Origin of the sequence: Rhodococcus sp. 11-3, assembly GCF_023704055.1 — a bacterium.
In the GTDB taxonomy this organism is placed as follows: Bacteria; Actinomycetota; Actinomycetes; order Mycobacteriales; family Mycobacteriaceae; genus Rhodococcus; species Rhodococcus aetherivorans.
On record NZ_CP080406.1, the window covers coordinates 5345248 to 5364906 of the forward strand.

At 68.3% G+C, this 19659-nt stretch carries 20 protein-coding genes; 12 read left to right on the forward strand and 8 right to left on the reverse strand.

Going from position 1 to position 19659, the window contains the following annotated elements:
• The first annotated feature begins 72 nt into the window (after nt 1-72).
• Nucleotides 73-1860, forward strand: coding sequence for a thiamine pyrophosphate-requiring protein (locus KZJ41_RS24630; RefSeq protein ID WP_029546274.1), 1788 nt, complete (start codon nt 73-75; stop codon nt 1858-1860).
• 106 nt (nt 1861-1966) lie between these two features.
• Entirely contained in the window at nt 1967-2638 is a 672-nt protein-coding gene (gene phoU / locus KZJ41_RS24635; RefSeq protein WP_006931809.1) for a phosphate signaling complex protein PhoU, read from the forward strand.
• Here the strand turns inward: phoU and KZJ41_RS24640 are convergent.
• Nucleotides 2589-2978: a hypothetical protein gene (locus tag KZJ41_RS24640; protein ID WP_029546276.1), complete on the reverse strand. Its 390-nt coding sequence runs from the start codon at nt 2976-2978 to the stop codon at nt 2589-2591. The two genes, phoU and KZJ41_RS24640, sit on opposite strands and share 50 nt — an antisense overlap.
• Here KZJ41_RS24640 and KZJ41_RS24645 point away from each other — a divergent pair.
• The gene (locus KZJ41_RS24645) at nt 2977-3774 is read left to right on the forward strand and encodes an SDR family oxidoreductase (RefSeq protein WP_051359216.1); all 798 of its coding nucleotides are present in this window, start codon (nt 2977-2979) and stop codon (nt 3772-3774) included. The two genes, KZJ41_RS24640 and KZJ41_RS24645, sit on opposite strands and share 2 nt — an antisense overlap.
• 63 nt (nt 3775-3837) lie before the next feature.
• Here KZJ41_RS24645 and KZJ41_RS24650 read toward each other — a convergent pair whose 3' ends face one another.
• Complete coding sequence (locus KZJ41_RS24650; RefSeq protein WP_029546280.1) at nt 3838-5268, reverse strand: DUF1254 domain-containing protein; 1431 nt, start codon at nt 5266-5268, stop codon at nt 3838-3840.
• Nucleotides 5269-5491: 223 nt separating this feature from the next.
• Between KZJ41_RS24650 and KZJ41_RS24655 the strand changes: the two genes are divergently transcribed.
• On the forward strand, nt 5492-6196 hold the full coding sequence (locus KZJ41_RS24655; RefSeq protein ID WP_251549773.1) for a DUF2202 domain-containing protein: 705 nt from the start codon (nt 5492-5494) through the stop codon (nt 6194-6196).
• 27 nt (nt 6197-6223) lie between these two features.
• On the opposite strand, the gene KZJ41_RS24660 is transcribed toward KZJ41_RS24655, so the two are convergent.
• The 3 genes from KZJ41_RS24660 to KZJ41_RS24670 form a co-directional block, all read right to left on the reverse strand.
• Nucleotides 6224-7327: a cell wall metabolism sensor histidine kinase WalK gene (locus KZJ41_RS24660; RefSeq protein WP_251549775.1), complete on the reverse strand. Its 1104-nt coding sequence runs from the start codon at nt 7325-7327 to the stop codon at nt 6224-6226.
• 23 nt (nt 7328-7350) lie between these two features.
• Nucleotides 7351-8049 (reverse strand): response regulator transcription factor, encoded by a 699-nt coding sequence (locus tag KZJ41_RS24665; RefSeq protein WP_102799351.1) that lies wholly within the window; start codon nt 8047-8049, stop codon nt 7351-7353.
• A gap of 217 nt (nt 8050-8266) precedes the next feature.
• On the reverse strand, nt 8267-9736 hold the full coding sequence (locus KZJ41_RS24670) for a PAS domain S-box protein (protein WP_006931801.1): 1470 nt from the start codon (nt 9734-9736) through the stop codon (nt 8267-8269).
• Between the two features lie 154 nt (nt 9737-9890).
• On the opposite strand from KZJ41_RS24670, the gene KZJ41_RS24675 reads away from it, so the two are divergent.
• The 7 genes from KZJ41_RS24675 to KZJ41_RS24705 all read left to right on the forward strand — a co-directional run bounded on the left by KZJ41_RS24675 (nt 9891) and on the right by KZJ41_RS24705 (nt 15616).
• Complete coding sequence (locus tag KZJ41_RS24675; protein ID WP_050035955.1) at nt 9891-11075, forward strand: acyl-CoA dehydrogenase family protein; 1185 nt, start codon at nt 9891-9893, stop codon at nt 11073-11075.
• 53 nt (nt 11076-11128) lie between these two features.
• Entirely contained in the window at nt 11129-11491 is a 363-nt protein-coding gene (locus KZJ41_RS24680; RefSeq protein WP_006931798.1) for a hypothetical protein, read from the forward strand.
• 3 nt (nt 11492-11494) lie between these two features.
• A complete protein-coding gene (locus KZJ41_RS24685) occupies nt 11495-11995 on the forward strand; it encodes a nuclear transport factor 2 family protein (protein ID WP_102799350.1) in 501 nt (166 codons plus the stop codon).
• Nucleotides 11996-12043: 48 nt separating this feature from the next.
• Nucleotides 12044-13324 (forward strand): Rieske 2Fe-2S domain-containing protein, encoded by a 1281-nt coding sequence (locus tag KZJ41_RS24690; RefSeq protein ID WP_006931795.1) that lies wholly within the window; start codon nt 12044-12046, stop codon nt 13322-13324.
• Nucleotides 13317-13820 (forward strand): aromatic-ring-hydroxylating dioxygenase subunit beta, encoded by a 504-nt coding sequence (locus KZJ41_RS24695; protein WP_029546282.1) that lies wholly within the window; start codon nt 13317-13319, stop codon nt 13818-13820. Before KZJ41_RS24690 ends, KZJ41_RS24695 begins: the two co-directional genes overlap by 8 nt.
• A 9-nt stretch (nt 13821-13829) precedes the next feature.
• Nucleotides 13830-14594 carry an SDR family NAD(P)-dependent oxidoreductase gene (locus KZJ41_RS24700; RefSeq protein ID WP_102799349.1) on the forward strand — a complete coding sequence of 255 codons (765 nt, stop codon included), beginning with the start codon at nt 13830-13832 and terminating at the stop codon, nt 14592-14594.
• 71 nt (nt 14595-14665) lie between these two features.
• Complete coding sequence (locus tag KZJ41_RS24705) at nt 14666-15616, forward strand: PDR/VanB family oxidoreductase (RefSeq protein ID WP_006931788.1); 951 nt, start codon at nt 14666-14668, stop codon at nt 15614-15616.
• A 7-nt stretch (nt 15617-15623) separates the two neighbouring features.
• On the opposite strand, the gene KZJ41_RS24710 is transcribed toward KZJ41_RS24705, so the two are convergent.
• From KZJ41_RS24710 to KZJ41_RS24720, 3 genes are all read right to left on the reverse strand, one after another.
• Nucleotides 15624-16274 (reverse strand): response regulator transcription factor, encoded by a 651-nt coding sequence (locus tag KZJ41_RS24710; RefSeq protein WP_006931786.1) that lies wholly within the window; start codon nt 16272-16274, stop codon nt 15624-15626.
• An 86-nt stretch (nt 16275-16360) separates the two neighbouring features.
• Nucleotides 16361-16657: a hypothetical protein gene (locus tag KZJ41_RS24715; protein WP_006931784.1), complete on the reverse strand. Its 297-nt coding sequence runs from the start codon at nt 16655-16657 to the stop codon at nt 16361-16363.
• A gap of 80 nt (nt 16658-16737) precedes the next feature.
• Entirely contained in the window at nt 16738-18036 is a 1299-nt protein-coding gene (locus KZJ41_RS24720; protein WP_102799347.1) for an amidase, read from the reverse strand.
• 165 nt (nt 18037-18201) lie between these two features.
• Here KZJ41_RS24720 and KZJ41_RS24725 point away from each other — a divergent pair, with 165 nt between their 5' ends.
• Nucleotides 18202-19644 carry an MFS transporter gene (locus tag KZJ41_RS24725; protein WP_102799346.1) on the forward strand — a complete coding sequence of 481 codons (1443 nt, stop codon included), beginning with the start codon at nt 18202-18204 and terminating at the stop codon, nt 19642-19644.
• Nucleotides 19645-19659: the final 15 nt, after the last annotated feature.

The window sequence follows — 19659 nt, forward strand, 5'->3', positions numbered from 1 at the left end:
CTCCCACCGGGCACCCGGCCCCGGAGGACACGACGAAGGACGCCCGCGCCGGGCGCCACCGGGAGGAACGGCATGGCCAACGTCGCCGACGGGATAGTCGACCGACTCCGGGCGTGGGGCGTCCACCGCGTCTTCGGCTACGCCGGAGACGGGATCGACCCGATCCTGGCCGCCCTGGATCGGGCGGCCGAGCACATCGAACTCGTCACCGCCCGGCACGAGGAGATGGCGGCCTTCATGGCCACCGGGCACGCGAAATACACCGGGGAGGTAGGAGTGTGCCTCGCCACCCAGGGACCCGGGGCGGTGCATCTGCTCACCGGCCTCTACGACGCCAAGCTGGACGGCAAACCGGTGGTGGCGATCGTCGGACACGTGGTGACGACGGCCCAGGGCAGCGGCTACCAGCAGGAAGTCGCGCTGCCCACGCTGTTCAAGGACGTGTGCGCCCAGTACGTGCAGACCCTCGATACCCCCGAACAACTCGGCGCGGTGCTCGACAACGCCTTCCGCACCGCACGGGCGACCTCCAGCCCGACGTGTGTGATCGTCCCGCACGACGTGCAGCAGGCCGACGTCGCCGGGGAGGAGCACGCCCACGGCGTGGTCCCCAGCGCCGCGACGGTCGCGGTCCCGCGGGTGCTGCCCACCGACGCCGATCTCGACCGGGCCGCCGACCTGCTCAACGCCGGGCGACGGGTCGCGCTGCTCGTCGGCCAGGGCGCATACGGCGCGGCCCCGGAGATCGGCGAGGTCGCGGAGCTGCTCGGCGCCGGCGTCACGACGTCGCTGCTCGGCAAACCGGTGATCGACGAGTCCCGGGACTGGGCCTGCGGTGTCATGGGACACCTCGGCACGACCGCCTCTGCGGACCTGACGGCCGGATGCGACACCCTGCTGATCGTGGGCAGCAACGATCCGTGGACGGAGTTCTATCCCGCCCCGGGACAGGCACGTGCCGTGCAGATCGACATCGCCGCCCGCAACCTCGGCGCCAAGTATCCCGTCGAGGTGCCCCTCGCCGGGGACGCCCGCGAGACCCTGCGCGCCCTGCTGCCCCGGCTGCACCGGACCGCCGGACCGTGGCGCCGCGACGTCGAGCAGATGGTCCGGAACTGGCGGCGGATCGCCGCCGCACGGTGCACGGAGCCCCCGGACGGTCTCGATCCGCAGGCCGTCGTCCTCGATCCGCAGGCTGTCGTCGCAGCCCTGTCCGACCGGCTCCCGGCGGACGCCCAGGTGGCGGTGGACGTCGGATCGGTCGTGTATTGGTACGCGCGTTTCCTGCGACTGCCGCCGGGAGTACCGGCGCACCTGTCGAGCACGCTCGCATCGATGGGGTCCGCGATGCCGTACGGACTGGCCGCCAAGCTCGCCCATCCGGATCGTCCGGTGATCGCCCTGGCCGGGGACGGCGCCATGCAGATGAACGGCATCTCGGAGCTGATCACCCTTGCCCACCGCTGGCGAGACTGGGCCGATCCGCGCTTCGTCGTCCTCGTCCTCGACAACGGCGACCTCACCGAAGTGTCCTGGGAGCAGAGGGAAATGGAGGGCGACGCCCGCATCCCCGCCTCGCAGACCGTCCCGCCCTTCCCCTATGCCGACTACGCCCGGCTGCTCGGCCTGGAGGGCATCCGGGTCGATCGCCCCGAGGACGTCGACGGGGCGTGGCACACCGCCCTGACCGCCGACCGTCCGGTGCTGATCCAGGCGGTCGTCGATCCGGCTACCCCGCTGCTGCCGCCGCGCGCCTCTGCGGACAAGGTCGAGAAGATGCTCCAGGCCCTCGAGCGGGAAGGCGCGCACACGGCCGCACAGCGGCTGCGGCGGCAGCGCGAGCAGGAAGCCGAGAACTGACGGCGGCGGTTCCCCGGCCCGAAGGGCCTCCACCGGGCGTCGACGGGGCCGCTTCCGGGTATACCCCCGTAACGGCAACGGAGGACAGCGCAGTGGATCGGTGTACATGAGGGCCTCGTTCGATCAACAGTTACGCGACCTCACCGGCAGGCTCCGCGGTCTCGCCGAGCTCGCGGCGAAGGCCCTGGAGCTGTCGACGCGTGCGCTGCTCGACGGCGACGTGGCCGCGGCCGAGGAGGCGCTCGATCTCGGCGAGCAGATCGACACGTTGCACACCGAGTGCAGCGAGCGGGCCGTGGCGATCCTGGCGTTGCAGCATCCGGTGGCCGGCGATCTCCGGTTCGTCTTCTCGGCGGTGCGGATGAGCAGCGACCTGGCGCGGATGGGCCAGCTCGCCCTGCACATCGCGCGGGCAGCCCGGCGGCGCACCCCCGGAGAGCTCGCCCCCGACGAGGTCCGGGACGACATCGCCCGGATGGGCGAACTCACGGCCGGCATGGCGCGCGGACTGTGTGACGTCTTCACGGAGCCGAATCTGGAGCTGGTCACCCGGGTCCGGAGCACCGACGCGGAACTCGACGCCGTCCACGCCCGTCTGCTCGGGACGCTCCGGGACCCGGCGTGGACGCACGGCGTGACCCCCGCCGTCGACCTCGCCCTGGTGGCACGCTTCTACGAACGCTTCGGGGACCAGGCCGTGGACGTGGCCGAACGGGTCATCTTCCTCATCACCGGGCGGCGCCCCGACGGCGATCCAGCTCCACCCGAGCGGCCCTGAGAATGTGCCCGGGCCGGTCCGGGTTCACGGTCCGTTCGAGGTCGCCGACGAACTCCTCCAGGCGCTCCGTGGGCCACGATTCGAGTCCCGCGCCCGTGCGTTCGGGATAGGCGGCGTGGACGACGTCGAGAATCCGGTGTGCGAGCCGGCGCGCGTCCGCCACGCCGAGGCGGTGGGTCGTGCCGTCGACGGTGACATCCAGCCCGTCGCCGGTGTCGGTCACGGCAAAGGTCTCATGGGTGCACCTCCTGTGCTCACCGGTCATGACGTTACTCGAGGTGAGCGCCCGTCGACCACCGATCGGCGTGGAGGGGACGACGAGCGGGTACAGGCCCTGCATGAATATTCCTGCACCCGAGAGACTTGCGATCGTCACCGGAGCCGATTCGGGAATCGGAAAAGCCACCGCCGAGGTGCTGGCCTCGGAGGGATTCGACGTAGGCATCACGTTCCACACCGACGAGGCCGGGGCCCGGAACACCCGGGACGGGATCGAGGAGCGCGGACAGCGCTGCTTCGTCGTCCACCAGGACCTGACCAGTCCGGACACCGCCGACGTCGTCGACACGCTCGCCGAGAAGCTCGGCGGCCTGGGCGTTCTGGTCAACAACGCCGGAACCGGGCACATGGACCGGATCCTCGACCTGAGCTACGACACGTGGCGGGAGGTTCTCGCGACCGACCTCGAGGGTCCGTTCCTGTGCGCTCAGCGCGCCGCCCGGCGGATGATCGCGGGCGGCCGCGGTGGCCGGATCATCAACGTCACGAGTGTGCACGAGCACATCCCCCGGCTCGGCGCCGCCGCCTACTGCAGCGCCAAGGCCGGCCTGGGCATGCTCACCAAGTGCCTCGCACTCGAGCTGGGACGGCACGGCATCCTCGTCAATGCGATTGCGCCGGGCGAGATCTCGACCCCGATGACGGGCATGGACGAATCCCAGGCGTATCGTGAGGACCGCCCCGGCAACCCGGTCGGCCGGCCCGGGCACGTCAACGAGGTCGCGTCGGCCATCGCATTCCTCGCGTCGCCGCGCTCGTCGTACCTCACGGGCGGCTCGATTCCCGTCGACGGTGGACTGATGCTCATGGCGGCACACGGCCACGACATGGCCGGGGAGAGCTGGCGCGAGATCTGAGATCGCACCGACCTGATCTCCGCAGTACCGGGCGGAGGGCACGACGAGGCCGCGTCGGCGCCTCTACGCGAGTCGCTCGATGTCCGGTAGCTGCCACGTCTTGTCGAACCACGGTGCGAGGGGACCGTACAGCCGGAACATGGCCCACCAGCTCTTGCCGGGAACGGTCTGGATCCAGTTGTGACCGTCCTCGGGCTGTTCGGGACCGAAGTGGACGTCGACGGAGCCGTCCTCGTTCGTGGTGAAATCCCGGTCCTGGCTCGTCACCGACGGCCACTCCTGTCCGGTCTGCAGCATCGACCGGGTCTGGGTGTCGTAGGCGAGGATCGACCAGAAGTTGCCGGCCGGAACGTTCGCAGGGACGCGGAGCCGGTAGGTCCGGCCGCCGTCGAATGGGGCGCCGTCGGCGTCGACGCACGCGACGACGTACTGGGAACCGGTGCCGATCCTCTCGACGTCCTCTGCCGGACTCACGCCGGTCACCGAGAAGTTGAACTGAGCGGCGGCGTCGAGCAGAGCGACCCCGTCCTCCTCGAACCGATGACCACCGAGGAAGAATGCGCGCCAAGTACTGCCCGGGTAGCGGTAGGCCTCCGGCTGCCGGAACCGGTAGGTGAGGGCGCGACCGGTGGCGTCACCCACCGCGGCGGCTTCGGTGAGGATCGCGCGCATGCGCTCGTCGGGGTCCAACGGCGTGCCGCGCCGGATGCCGATCGAGGCGAAGAATCCCAGGGTGAGCGGATCGGACGACTCGGGCGGCTCCGACTGCACCACCTCGTCGAGCATTTCCCACGCCCGGAAGTCGGCCGGGGGGACGCCGACCATGGGTTCGGGCGACACGTTCACGAACCGCATGGACGGCGGACGGCCCGCGAGCGCGAGGGGGTAGGCCCGGGTCTTGTCCTTGATGACCTCGACGGCGGGGTGGGGATCGCCGTGCTCGTCGAGGAAGCCCCGAACGAACAGCACCATGCCGAAGCTGTTGGTCCGCACCACGAAGTAGCCGCCGGGGACCTCACCGTCGTAGCCGGGGGGCAGCAGCAGGTAGGCGCCGCCCCGGCCCTTGTCGGGTCCGGTCAGGCCGACGTCGACCACCCAGCGTCCCCAGCTGTCGTCGATCGCGCCCAGCACGCCGGGCGGCGCCTCGATCACGAGCGGACCGTCGCGCAGGTCGATCCAGATGGCGGTGTACGACGTGCTCGTGTTAGCCGTGAGCCACACGGTGCGCGGATGCATCAGGTCTTCGAAGACGTACGCCGTCGAGTTCACCGGGCCCCACTCGAGGAGCGCGCTGCGCATCGCCGCCATGTTCAGCGCGGGCAGAGCCAGCAGGTACGCCTGCACGGCACGCTGAAAGTCCAGGTTGTCGAACAACGTCCGGACCGTCGCGTCGTCCGGGAAGCCGTCGAAGAACCGCAACGTGCCCAACCGGGTGTGAACCTCGTCGGGCGACTCGATGCCGGCCGGGATGGGGGTCGCCGTCGTATCAGTCATCGCCAGCCTCCTCGTCGCGATGCCGCCGACTCCGACGCTACGAATCACATCACCGGCCCTCTAGGGTCCAAAGCCCATAGCTCGCCCCAGCGGAAGCCGAGGACCCCGGCATCTGCCGAACCCGTCCCTGCGGTGGCCCTCTCACACAAGCTTCACACATCGGGACGGGAACCCTTCACCGACGGTGCGTTGACTCGGTGGTGAGAGAAAGGTGGTGCCGGTGATGAACACCTGGCGAAAGACAGTGGCCGCACTCGCGGCAGGGGCGACGATCGGAATCGCCGGATTCGGGACGGCCGTCGCGACAGCCCAGGAGCCGGACGAGGGCGCGGGCGGTGCGCTGTCCACACAGGAGCAGTCCGACCTGGTGGTGATGCGGGAGGAGGAACGCCTGGCACGAGATCTGTACCAGCAGTTCGCGCAGAAGTGGGGGGCACAGATCTTCGAGCGCATCTCCGCCAGCGAACAGCGTCACTACGATGCCGTCGGCGCTCTGCTCGGTCGGTACGGTGTGAGCGATCCATCGGCCGGGCTCACTGCCGGAACCTACGCCGAGCCTCAGTTGCAGAGCGCCTACGACGGTTGGCTCGCCCGCGGTCTGACCTCGGTCGAGGAGGCGTACGCGGTCGGGGCCGAACTCGAGGCCGCCGACATCGCCGAACTGTCCACCGCGATCGAGGTCAGTGACGAGGACGCGATCGACCGCCTGTACGGCAAGCTGCGCACCGGTTCCGAGCACCATCTGCAGGCCTTCCGGGCAGCCCTGACCGGCGAGGAGCCGGCCGGCGGACACGGGCAGGGCCAGGGACACGGGCAGGGCCAGGGACACGGGCAGGGCCAGGGACACGGGCAGGGCCAGGGACACGGGCAGGGCCAGGGACACGGGCAGGGCCAGGGACACGGGCAGGGGCCGCAGCACTCGGAGTAGCGCACGGCCGCGGAAGGCGCGGGTGTGTCAGCGTCGGATCGGGTGGTCGCTTCGAGTGGGCAGCTGCAGTGTGAACCGTGATCCGTGACCGCGGCCGGGAGAGTCGGCCGACAGGTCGCCGCCGTGGGCGCGGGCGATGCCCCGGCTGATGGTCAGGCCGATGCCGGAGCCGAGATCGTGCTCGCCCCGGCGCCGGGACGGGACCCGGTAGAAGCGCTCGAAGATCCGTTCCACATCGTCCGGGTCGAGTCCTTCGCCCGTATCGGTGACGGTGACGGTGGCGACGTCTCGACCGGCGGTGATGTCGATGCTCACGCCGCCGGTCTCCGTCGCGGCGAGGGCGTTGCCGAGCAGATTCGTCAGCACCTGCGTGATCCGGTCGGCATCGGCCCACACCACGACCGGCCGGGACGGCGGGTGCACGGTCAAGGTCAGGCCGGCATCGTCGAACTGCGGGCGCAACCGGCCCGTGACCTGCACGACGAGGCCGGACAGATCGACGTCGGCCGGGTGCAGGTCCAAACGGCCCTCCTCCGCCCGGGACAGGGTGGACAGATCATCGGCGAGCCTGCGCAGCCGGCCCACCTCGGTTTCGATCTGGACCAGCTCTGCCGGTGCGAAGACACCGTCGAGGACACCCTCGGCGTAGCCGTCGATCACGGTCAACGGGGTGCGCATCTCGTGCGCCACCTCCGACAGCAGCCGGACCCGCCGGGCTTCTGTGTCGGCGAGGCGGATGGCGAGATCGTTGACATCGGTGGCGACCGCGGCAAGTTCGACCTCCGGCGGCACCGGGATGCGGTGCCGGTAGTCACCGGCGGCGATCGCCCGGGTGCCCGAGCGCACCGACCGCAGCGACCGCAGCAGGCGCCGGGACGCCAGCAGACCCAGCGCGGCGGCCGCAATCACCCCGGCAAGCACCCCGAGCAGCAACGCCGTCGTCACGGCATCGGCCACGACCTCGCGCAACGGAGAAGACCCGTTCGTGCGGTTGCGGCCGCCGCCGGGACCGGGGGCGCGTTCGTCGAACAACGCCGGCGCCGCGACCCGGACGACGGCGAAGGTGACCAGCGCTCCGACCACCGCCACCAGCAGATGGGAGACGAACAGCCGCGTCGTCAGGCTCGGCACGGGAAACCGGGAACCGCCGAGGTTCACCGGTCGGCCCCGGCCGTGGCCACGAACTTGTAGCCGACCCCGCGGACGGTCCCGATGAAGCGGGGGGCGGTGGCGTCGTCACCGAGCGCCCGGCGGATGCTGCGGATGTGCACGTCCACGACCCGTTCGTCACCGAAGAAGTCGCCGCCCCACACCTTCTCGAGCAGTTGCCGGCGCGAGTACACCCGGCCCGGCGCCCGGGCCAGGGCCAGGAGCAGGTCGAACTCGAGCGCGGACAGTTCCACGGGAGTGCTGTCAACCGTCACCTCCCGGGAGTCGGGGTCGACGGTCAGACCGGCGACGACCACGCGGGAGGTCCCACCGTCGGTGCCTCGGGCGCGGCGCAGGACGGCACGGACGCGGGCGGCGACCTCGCGAGGCGCGAACGGTTTGGTGATGTAGTCGTCGGCGCCGACCGCCAGACCCACCAGCTTGTCGACCTCCTCGGCGCGCGCGGTGACCAACACGACGTACACGTCGGAGAATCCGCGGATCCTGCGCAGCACCTCGAGACCGTCGAGGTCGGGAAGGCGGATGTCGAGCAGCACCAGGTCGGGGCGGCGGGCCTGCACCGATGTCAGCGCTTGCGAGCCCGTTGCGGCTTCGATGACGTCGTAGCCGTCCGCCTCGAGGTAGCCGCGCAGGACGCGACGGATGTGGGGTTCGTCGTCGACGACGAGGACGCTGCGGGGCACAGTTTCCCCTTTCGATCCGCCGGTCCGACCGGGCGACGGGCTGCTGTGGACAGGAGGGTCCCTCGAGGTGTTCGACGGGCAGACCGAGGGTAGTCCAGCCGCGCAGCCCGCCGCGGAGGTGTCGTTGCACAAACCCGTGAACGCCTACGTCTCCGGCCCGTCCTGCGGAGCGTGCACACATCCGCATCACCCGAGGCTGCCACCCAGGTGGGCGCAGTTACTCGGAGATGGGCAGGCACATCCGGACCTCGGTACCGTGCGGGTGGTTGGGCAGGTACCGGATGCTGCCCCCGTGTCGCTCGACGATGTGCTCCGAGATGATCAGGCCGATCCCGGAACTGTCCTGCTTGGCCGAGAAGGCCCCGGAGGCCAGACGGTTTCCCGAGGCACCGTCCATCCCTCGTCCCTGGTCGAGAACGGAGACGCAGGCCCACTCACCCCGCCGGGCCGTCCGGACGGTCAGCTCCTTGACGGAAGTCGAGGGCAACACGATCTCGTCGATCGCGTTGAAGCAGAGGTTGATGACCACCTGCCCGATCAGCACGCTCTCTCCTTCCACCGGCAACGGGGAACGGGACCTGTCGATCGATATGTGCACGCCCCGCTCGGCTGCCCGCAGACGAACGAAGTACAGGCTCTCCTCGACCGTCTCGTTGAGGTCTATGGCAGCCTTGGTGCTCTCGATCCGCCGCACGTAGCGCTTCACGGAGGACACGATTTCCGCCGCCCGGCCGAGCTGCTTCTCCATCCTGTCCAACCCGTAGCTCAGCGCCTCGGGGTCGAGGGATCGGTCGGAGATGCGCGCCTTGAGGCCGCTCAGATAGTTCGTCGAGGCGGCGAGGGGCTGCCCGAGTTCGTGAGCGAGGATCATGGCCATGTCACCCATCGCGTTGTACCGGCTGAGGTACTGGAGGTTGGCCTCCTGATACGCATGCCGGCGTTCCCACTCCACACGATCCGTCACGTCACGGATCGTCAGCACCCGGGACGTCATTCCGTCGTGCACCACGGCCTCGAGAAAGCCGGCCAGCCAGGTGGTGCTGCCGTCGCTCTTCTCGATCTCCTGCATGATGCCCACCGGCCCGGCCGCCGCGTCCAATTTGGCGACGACGGGCTCGGCGGTCAGGCGAGGCTCACACCGGCCCAGATCCTCCAGGTACACACCGGACAGTTCGTCCGGCGTTCTGCCGAAGAGCTGGGCCGCGAGCGGCGAGATGTCCTCGATGCAGTTCATCTCGTCGAGCACCACGATGCCCGCCGACGTGTGCGTCATGATGCGCTGTAGGGACTGCGACACCCAGCTGAGCTCCTCCTGGAGCTCCACCTCTTCGGCGATGTTGCGGAACTCGACCATCACGACCTGCCCGTCCTGGAAGGTCAGGAGCGAGGCGACCGCATCTGCCAGGAAGTCCTGACCGTCCTTGGTCCGGTACTTCCACTGTCTGCGGCTCGAGCCGTGTACGACCGCGTCCTGCAACCACGCCACCCCGACCGAGCGCCGGTACTGACGCTCCTGGCTGCTCATGTGGTGGGCCTTCAACGGTCGCAGTTCGTCGAGGGTGAAACCGAACATCCGGCACGCGGCGGGGTTGGCCCAGAGGATGTTCTTGGACGCGGCCTCGTGGATGAGGATCCCTGTTTCCGTCTTCTCCACCATCTCCTGGAAGTCGCGGCCTGTCGGGAACATCGATCCTCACCTCCGGGTGCCGTGACGGTTCATTGTCGACCCACGAGCGGCGGATCGACCATAGGGGAATGCTTTATGACCGGCGGAGGAAATCCCGATACCGCCTCGTCCGAACCTTTCCTAGCGTTTTCCTCAGCGCGACACGACGAGGTGGATGGAGACGACGATGGCGATCCGGAGCACGATGAAACCAGTGCAGGCGGCAGCGGTGGGCCCTGCCCGGGAGAAGGCCTTCGAGGACGCCCTCGCCGTGCTGCTGGACCGGCGCGACGAGTTCAACCGGCAACGATTCGTGCCGAAGGACTTCATCGCGCTCTTGAAGCAGGCCGGACTCTACCGCGCGTCGACCCCGGCACGGTTCGGCGGAGAACCGATGGCCCCCTCCTCCTTCATGAGGCAGGTCGAGCGGATTTCCGCGGTGGATCCGGCCACCGGGTGGGTGGCAAGCTTCGGATCCTCGCTCGTGTACTTCGCGGCCCTGCCGGTCGAAACCCAGGAGAAGATCTACTCCGACGGCCCGGACGTCGCCTATGCCGGCGGGTTGTTCCCCATGCAGAAGGCCGAGAAGGTGGACGGCGGCTACCTGTGCAGCGGGCTCTGGCAGTTCGCCAGCGGATGCCTGGGCGCCGACATCCTCGGCATCGGTCTCGCCGGAGGCCCGGAAACGAACGGCAAGCCACTGACCGCCCTCGTGGACCCTGCCGACGTGGAGATCGTGGAGAACTGGGATGTCGCCGGAATGAAGGCGACGGGGTCACACGCAGTGAAGGCCGACAGGCTCTTCGTCCCCGAGGAGATGACGTTCGTCCGCGGTGGCGCTCCCCTGATCGACGAGCCGCTCACGCGGTATCCGTCGCTCGCCTACGCCGCCCAGGTGCTGGCGGTGGTGACTCTCGGCGCCGCCCGCGGCGCGCTGGACTACGTCCACGAGGTCGGAGCGGTCCGATCCAGCATCACCGGCGGTGACAGCAAGGGAAACCGGCCCGCGTACAAGACCGGGCTGGCCCGCGCCGAGGCCGATCTCCGCTCCGCTCGGGCCTTCTTCTACGAGATCACCGACGAGGTGTGGGACCTGGCGGTCCGCGGCGACGAGATCACCGACGAGTACACGGCCCTGCTCCGTCTGGGAGCAACCCAGGCCGCCCACGTCGGCCGCAACGTCGTGCTCGCCGCGTTCGACCTGGCCGGCACCGGGGCGATCTACGAGAGCCACCCGCTGCAGCGCTACCTTCGGGACGCTCTCGTCCCGGCTCAGCACGCCATGCTCCAGACCAACACCTTCGAGGCGGCCGGAGCCGTTCTCCTCGGCCTGGAACCCGGGATCCCCAGTTTCCCCTGACCGGGGCGGGATCTTCGAGACCAGCGCCTGCCTTCCCAGCGAAAGGACGCCCCATGACCGCCGAACCGTTGCGCACCCTGTTCTGCATCGGCAACAACCAGAACTTCTTCGACCTGCCGAAGGCGGAGATCGGCCCGGTGTGGGTCGGCATCTCCACCATGCTCTCGAATCTCGCGAACATGGACGGCATCCATGTCATCGGCACGTTCGACGACGACGCCCACATGGTGGGCCCGTCCGACGGCTGGCCCTGGACCTGCTACGTCCTGGCCGACGTGAAGGACCAGGAAACCGTGCGGGCCGCGTGCAACCTGTTGCGGACGACGATGATCGGCGAGTACGCCCTCTGGAAGTACTTCAAGATCGAGGCCCGCATGGGCCGAGAGCTGACGATCCGCGCCGACGTCGGGGTCTGATCCGTGACCGACACGGAGCACCGCCTCGAGGTGGTCGAGGCGAAGGAGGCCGTCCGCGACTGTCTCGCCCGCTATCTGGACCTGTGTGACGTGCCCGGCCCGCTGCAGAGCCCGGATCAGCTCGGCGTCCTGTTCACCGACGACGCGACCTGGGAAGGACTGGGTCCGGAGTACGCCGGCAAATTCGGAATCGCCCGGGGCCGAGACGAAATCGTGGCCCTCGTGTCCCGGTACCTGCCGCCGGCCGACCACTTCCTCCGCAACGTGCATCTCCTCGGGAGCGAGCAGATCCGTCTCGACGGCAACCGTGCGAGCGGGCAGTGGATCATGCAGCAACTGTCGCTCTATGCGACGGGAACGGCCGAGATTCTCTGCGCCCGGCTCATGATCGACTTCGACCTGGGCCGAACCGGGGGACGTACGGCGGCTCACATGAGCCGGTTCTGCACCCGCCGGATGTTCGCCGCGCCGCTGCCCGCCGAGGCGATGTTCCAACGGATCTGATGCATCCCGGTGATGCCCGCCCTTGCACTTCACGAACGAAGGAATCACATGACGACGACAGAAGAACCCACCGCACGCACCTACGCGGACCTCGTCGCGAACGACCGGGTCGCGGGCCGGCTGTACACCGATCCGGACATCTTCCAGGAGGAGATGAAGAAGATCTTCTACAAGACCTGGGTGTGGGTGGCACACGAGAGCGAGATCCCGGAGGCGGGTTCGTTCAAGACCACCCAGGTCGGAGACCAGCCGGTCATCGTGACCCGGGATCGCAAGGGCAACTTCAACACCCTGCTGAACCGGTGCCGGCATCGGGGGGCGACGGTGTGCGACCAGCGCAGCGGCAAGGCCAACGGCTTCACGTGCCCGTACCACAACTGGTCCTACGCACTCGACGGACGTCTTCGCGGCATCCCCTACCCGGACGGTTACGAGGGCGTCGTGGACAAGAAGGACTTCCCGCTCCAGACGCTGCGCACCGAGAGCTACCTGGGGATGATCTGGGCAACCTTCGACCAGGACGCCGAGCCGCTCGAGGACTTCCTCGGCGACGCCAAGATCTGGATGGAACGCTTCTTCAAGCAGAGCAACGGATTTCCGACCAAGGTGCTCGGCGTTCACAAGTTCCGGTTCAAGGGGAACTGGAAGATCCAGCTCGAGAACACCACGGACGGGTACCACTTCCCGATGGTGCACAAGTCGTGGATGGCCTCGGTCGACGCCGAGACGGCGGACATGATGTCGTTCATGGACGACCCCGCGGCCGAGACCCACGCCCTCGGCAACGGGCACAGCGTCGCGATCATGGCCGCGGCCCACGCGGATCTCGATGTGGACGACGGAACGGAGGAGATCCAGCCCCGCTTCCAGCATCTGGTCGACGAACTCGCCGCCGCGGGAGAAAGCCCCGAACGGATCCGTCGCTATATGCGTTCCATGCACGGTTGCGGGTTCAACCTCAACACCTTCCCGAACGTCGCGATGTCGTCGTCGTTCTTCCGGGTCCTGATCCCTCTCTCCGTCGACGAGACCGAGATCTGGCACATGGCCCTCGGCATGGACGGCGGGCCCGAGAGCGTCAACCGCGAGCGACTGAGGATCCACGAGCACTTCCAGGGGCCGTTCGGTTTCGGTAGCCCCGACGACGCCGAGGGTTGGATCCGGGTGCAGATCGGGGCCGGCGGCAATCCGAACATGCCGATCCTCGTCAACCGCGGCGAGGGACGCGAGTACACGACCGAAGAAGGTTGGCCCACCTCTCATGTCACCGACGAGACGGGGATGCGGGAAGCCTACGCGATGTGGAAGAAGATGATGAGCAATGACTGAGGTCGTACCGATGCCGACCCTGACGGACTCCCGTACCCTCCGGGCCATCGAACTCGTCTGGAAGGAAGCTCAGGTCCTCGATGCCAAGGACTATCGAGCCTGGGAGCAGATGTACACGGACGACGCACATTACGTGATTCCCATCGATCCGGACACCGACGACTTCGCCGCGGGCCTGAACATGGTCTACGACGACAAGCGCATGCGGCACCTGCGCGTCGAGCGGATGATGCAGGGCTACTCGCCCTCCGCGGTGGCCGCGGCCCGGACCGTGCGGATCGTCTCGCGGTTCACCGTGGAGGAAATCACCGACACCTCGGTCACTCTCCGATCGGCCCAGATCCTCAATGCGTTCAAGCGCAACGAATTCACGACGCTCGGCGCCGAGCTGACCCACCGGATCGTTCTCGGAGCGGACGGGGACAGAATCTCACTCAAGGTCGTGCGGCTCATCGACAGCGAGGACGCGGTCAGCGCCTCGGGTTACCTGCTGTAGGAGGCCGATGTGATCTCTCAGTCCACCGGCACCGGGCCGGGTATCGCCGTTGTCACCGGCGCGGCCGGAGGTATGGGTGCCGCCATTGCCCGGAAACTCCACGCCGACGGTAGAAGGGTTCTGCTCGCCGACATCGACACGGCCGGTGTCGAAGCCCTCGCGGCGGAGTTGTCCCCCGACGGATCGACCGCACGCGGTCTCGAGCTCGACGTCAGTCGCAAGGTCGGATTCGAGGAGGCCCTGGCGACATCCCGGCAGATCTGGGGCATCCCCACGATCGTCGTCAACAATGCTGCCGTCACGCAGGCAGCGGATCTGATGAACCTGGCGGAGGCGGACTTCACGAGTGTGCTCACGACGAACGTGAACAGCATCTTCTTCGGTTGCCAGGTGTTCGGCGCGGCCATGGCCGACCAGGGCTTCGGACGGATCGTCAACATGGCCTCACTTGCCGGCCAGAACGGAGGGACGGCAACCGGTGGCCACTACGCGGCCTCCAAGGGAGCGATCCTGACCACCACCAAGGTCTTCGCGCGCGAGCTGGCCGGCCGGGGAGTGACCGTGAACGCGATCTCTCCCGGGCCGCACGACCTCCCGGTCGTGCGGGCCACGGTGCCCCCGGACAGGCTCGCGGGCATCGTCGCCGGGATTCCGGTGGGCCGCTTGGGAAGTCCGTCGTTCGTGGCGGACATGGTCGGGCTGCTCACCTCGGACGACGCCTACTTCGTCACAGGTGCCTGCTGGGACGTCAACGGCGGGCTGTACCTCCGCTGAGCGGAGTCCTCCCGTCCGGGAGGGCCCCGGTCGGCGTTTTCCGTCCGGAGAAATTCACGAGGAGAACGGACATGGCACTCATCGACGTCACCGTCGCCGAGATCATTCAGGAATCACCCACCGTCAGATCGTTCAGGCTGGCGAAGACCGACGGGTCGCCACTGGGTACGTATCTGCCGGGCGCGCACATCGATGTCGTCGGACCCACGTCGATCACCCGCCAGTACTCGCTGTTCAGCACGCCCGATGCGCAGGATTCGTTCGCCTTCGCGGTGAAGCGCGAGGAGAACTCCCGCGGCGGCTCGGCCGCCCTCCACGAAGTGGGGGTGGGCGACGTTCTCCGGATCAGCTCCCCGCGGAACCTGCTGAGCATCGCGACGGACGCCACGCACCACGTCCTGGTCGCCGCCGGCATCGGCATCACCCCGATGCTGAGCCTGGCGCGCTACATGGACGTCCACGGCATCAGCTTCGAACTGCACTACTTCGCGCGCAGCGAGAAGGAAGCCGCCTTCCTTCCGCTGCTGCGTGACCGCTGCCCGGAGAAGCTCCGTGCCCATCTGGGGGTGGCCCGGGAGGACCAGGACGAGATCCTCGGAACCACCTTTGCGGGAATGGATCCCGGCGCCCACGTCTACACGTGCGGACCCGACGGGTTCATGACCAAGGTCGTTGCGCTCGCCGGCCGGCACGTCCCGGCCGGGTCGATCCACCTCGAGAACTTCCACGCGGCGGAACAGCCGGACGCCTCCGAGAACTCCGCGTTCGAGGTGGAACTGGAGGGGGAGACCTATCAGGTCCCGGCCGACCGGAGCATCGTCGAGGTGCTTCAGGAGAACGGCTGCGACGTGGACACGTCCTGCCAGGAGGGCATCTGCGGTACCTGCATCATGCAGGTGCTGGCAGGGACTCCGATCCACCGGGACAACGTTCTCACGCAGTCCGAGAAGGAATCCGGCGAGATCATGGCAGTCTGCGTGTCCCGGGCAGCGGGCGAGCGCCTGGTGCTGGACTACTACTGATCCTCGACTACTGATCCTCGACCGGCACGTCCACCCCGTACCGAAGGACGTCCCGCACGAGGGTGCTGATGCTGTCGGCGTCCGTCTTGCTCTTGATGCGAGCACGATGGACGTCGACGGTCTTCACGCTCATGCCGAGTTTCCGGGCGATGTTCTGGCTGGGTAGGCCTTCGACCACCAGGGCCAGGATCTGACGCTCGCGCGGCGTGAGGGACGAGACCTTGTTCCGGACCGATTCCCGCACGACATGGTCGGTAAAGCGGAGCCGGGCCTTCTCCACCCCGGCCTGCACGGCGTCCAGCAGCCGTTGCGGATCGTAGGGCTTCTCGAGGAAGTCCAGCGCCCCCGCCTTCAGGGTGGAGACGGACATCCGGATGTCGCCGTGGGCGGAGACGAAGATGATCGCCACGTGCGGCGCGAACTCGTTGAGCTTCTCCTGCAACCGTGTCCCACTCATGCGGGGCATGCGCACGTCGAGGACGATGCAGGCCGGCCGGCTCCCGTCGTAGGCGTTCAGGAACTGCTCACCGCTGTGGCAGATCACCGGTCTGATCCCGATGCTCTCCAGCAACCAGTCGACGGATTCGCACAGTTCGAGATCGTCGTCGACCACGTACACCGTCGTCTCGGCTCGGAGGTCGTCCGCACTCTCCGCCATGGCTCTTCACCTCCGGATTCGGGGGCCAGGGCGTATCCCTGGCTCCCGACATTGTCCCCGTCCGCCCCGCGGTGGGAACCACCTGCTCAGGCGACGTCCGCCGCGGCGTCGTCCCAGCCGGCATCGGCGGTCCAGTAGTTCATTCCCGCCGCGCTCACCTGGTGCCGCCAGGCGGTGGTCCGCCGCAGGAGTGGTTCTTCCCTGCGGACCGACTCGTCGGCCGCCTCGGGGCCGTCGGCCTCCACCGTCCAGTGGACCCAGTTGACCTCACGGCCGTACTCGTCGTGGACGAACAGATCGACGTGGTGCCAGCCGCGGTCGAACGTGTCCTCGTAGCAGGTGAGGAACATCCGGTGGTGGTTGGTGGGGCGGGGTTCGAGCATGGCTGATCCTTTCACCGAGCCGAGCGAGTATTGTCACCGAGCCGAGCGAGTAATGTCACCGAGCCGAGCGAGCGGGCGGCTCAGACGGCAATCACGGGCAGTTCACGTAGGAGGGCCTCGAGCTTCTCGCCCACGTCGAGCAACCGGTCCTCGTGCCCCGGCAGCCCGACGATCTGCAGGCCCAGCGGCAGTCCCGCGGGGGTACGGGCACCCGGCACGACCACGACCGGTAGACCGAGCAGCTGCCACGGCCGGCTGAGGATCGGCGACCCGGTCGCGGACAGGCCGAGCGGGGCCGGACCCAGCGCTGCAGGGCCGACGATGATCGGAGCGGAGTCCAGAATCTCGTCCAGCAGTTCACGAGAGCGGTCCCGACGGGTCAGGGCCGCGGAATACTCGGCCCCGGGGGTTCTGCGACCGTTCTCCAGGAGGTCTCGGATCGGCGCGCTCAGTGCCTGCGCGTGTTCGTCGAACTCGTGTGCCCGTGCCCGGGCGGCTTCGTACGACATGACGGTGACGTGGTCCTCGGCCAAGGTCTGAACATGATCGTCCCAGTCGAGCGGTTCGGCCTTCACTCCGATCTCTTCCAGCAGGGCGGGCACATGTTCCAGCAACGCCGCCATGGGCGGCTCCAGGGGGTGGAGAGCACCGGCGTTCCAGACCAGGCCCCGAGCAACCGGCTCCGGAGCCCGGGCATCGGAGCGCTCGCGACCGGTGAATGCGTTGTGCACGAAGCGAAGATCGGCCACGGACCGGGTGAGCAGGCCCAGCGAGTCCAGTGACTCGCTCAGACCGGTGATGCCGGACATGTCCGTGGTGCCGTGGGCGAGGACCATGCCGGCGGCTCCGCAGTACGAGGCCGGCCGGGTCAGCGAACCCGCCGTCTGGGTGCCGAGCGCGAGGGGCACGGTCCCCGCCGCGACGGCCGCAGCCGATCCACTGGAGGACCCGCCGGGGGTGTGATCGAGGGCGTGGGGATTGCGGGTGGGGCCGGGGGTGAAGTAGCCGAACTCGGTCGTCACGGTCTTGCCCTGGACGATCGCACCGAGGGAACGCAGACGAGTCACGCAGGCAGCATCGGTGCCGACGGCATCCGGGGAGGTGACTGCGGAGCCGGCACGCGTGGGCATCCCGGCTACGTCGATGAGGTCCTTGACTCCGGCGGACACACCGGCCAGAGGCGCAGAGCCGGGGTCCCGGTCGACGGCACGAGCCTCTGCCGCAATCGTCGACGACAGGCACACCCAGGCGTCGAGTTCCGGTTCGCGCAGCTCGATCGCTCGTCTGACCTGCGTGGCGAGGTCCTCGGCCGGCACCGACCCGGTCCGGACGACCCCGACCTGCTCCCGCAGAGACAGCTCCGACGCGCGCGTGCTCATACTCCTCCTCCGGTCTCGACTCCTCCATTCTGGGCGAACAAGCCGAGGGCCGACAGTAAAGGTTTCCCTCCTACCGCAGTAAGGACGCATGGAAATAGCTTCTGAACCACTGTCGACCCGCTGGCGGATTCCGCATCCGCAGCTCGCTAGGAAAGGTGGCTGCTCATGGCTTCGACCGTGGCGCCCGAAGTCTCTGTCTCCCCGGAACCCGGGGAGAAGAGGATCGACTTCCACAGGATGAACCGCAAGGCGTGGATAATCACGGCTCTGCTCGTCCTCTTCCAGATCGTGGCCTTCGCCGACAAGGCCGTACTCGGCCTGGTGGCCTCGAAGGCCATGCCCGATCTCGGAATCTCCGCCGTACAGTTCGGTTTCATCGGCAGCGCGTTCTTCTTCCTCTACGCGGTGGTCTCCGTGGTCACGGGTTTCCTCGCCGCCAGGTTCTCGGTCAAGTGGATCATCCTCACCATGGGCGTCGTCTGGGCGGTCATGCAGTTCCCGATGCTCCTCGGTGGCGGTGCCGCGGTGCTGCTGGTGACCCGCATCGTCCTGGGCGGCGCGGAAGGTCCCGCCACGGCGATGTCCCTCACCGCGGCCCATTCGTGGTTCGAACCGCGCCGTCGCGCCCTGCCGTCCAACCTGGTGGCCGCCGGCTCGACGCTGGGCCCGGTCATCGCCGCGCCTGCCCTCGCCTGGGTCATCGTCGCCTGGGGATGGCGCTGGGCCTTCGGCGTCCTCGGCATCGTCGGGCTCGTGTGGGTCGTCGCCTGGCTCCTGATCGCCGGTGACGGACCGTTTGCCGGGCACGGCAAGCAGAACCCCGCCGCCGCCCGCACCGCCGCCCGCACCGCCGATCGGAAGCCGGCCGATGCCGCCGACGAGGTGGCCACGAACGATGTGGACGAACAGAAGCCTGTCGTCGTATGGCGTGCCCTGCTCAGCATGACCTTCCTCGCCGCGGTGATCGGCGGCGCCTCGAACTTCTGGGTCCAGGGGTTCGTCACGACATGGTTGCCCCAGTACCTCGGCACCGTCGTCGGCCTGTCGCTTCCTCAGGTCGGCACCGTCACCACCTTTCCCTGGATCCTCGGAGCCGCCGTGTTGCTGCTGCTCGGTTTCCTCGGCCACCGGTTGATGAAGCGCGGCCACAACGCGCATCGCGCGATCGCTGTCCCGTTCGGCATCGCGGCTCTGGTGGCCGGAGTCTGCTTCATCCTGGTCCAGGCGACCTCCGGTGTGCTGGCCGTCGCCCTCCTGTGCCTCGCCGCGGGCTGCAGCCTCGCGTACCCGATGACCGCCTCTGCGATCGCCTATGCCGTCGGCGCCAAGCAGCGACCGATTCTCATGGCCACGCTCGGCGGCGTGGCGTCGATCGGTGCCATCGTCTCCCCCACGCTCGTGGGCTGGCTGATGGCCCGCGCCGGTTACGTCTCTCCCGCTGCAGGAAGCGAACTGACCACCGAAATGGCGACGAACATGGCGATCGGTGTGCACCAGGCATTCACCATCACCGGCATCATCCTTCTCGTCGGCGGTCTCCTCTGCATCCTCTTCCTGCGGCCCGAGAGCCTCGGCCGGAAACTGCAGTCCAAGTACGTCAAGCACTGAACCCGGCATCTCGAT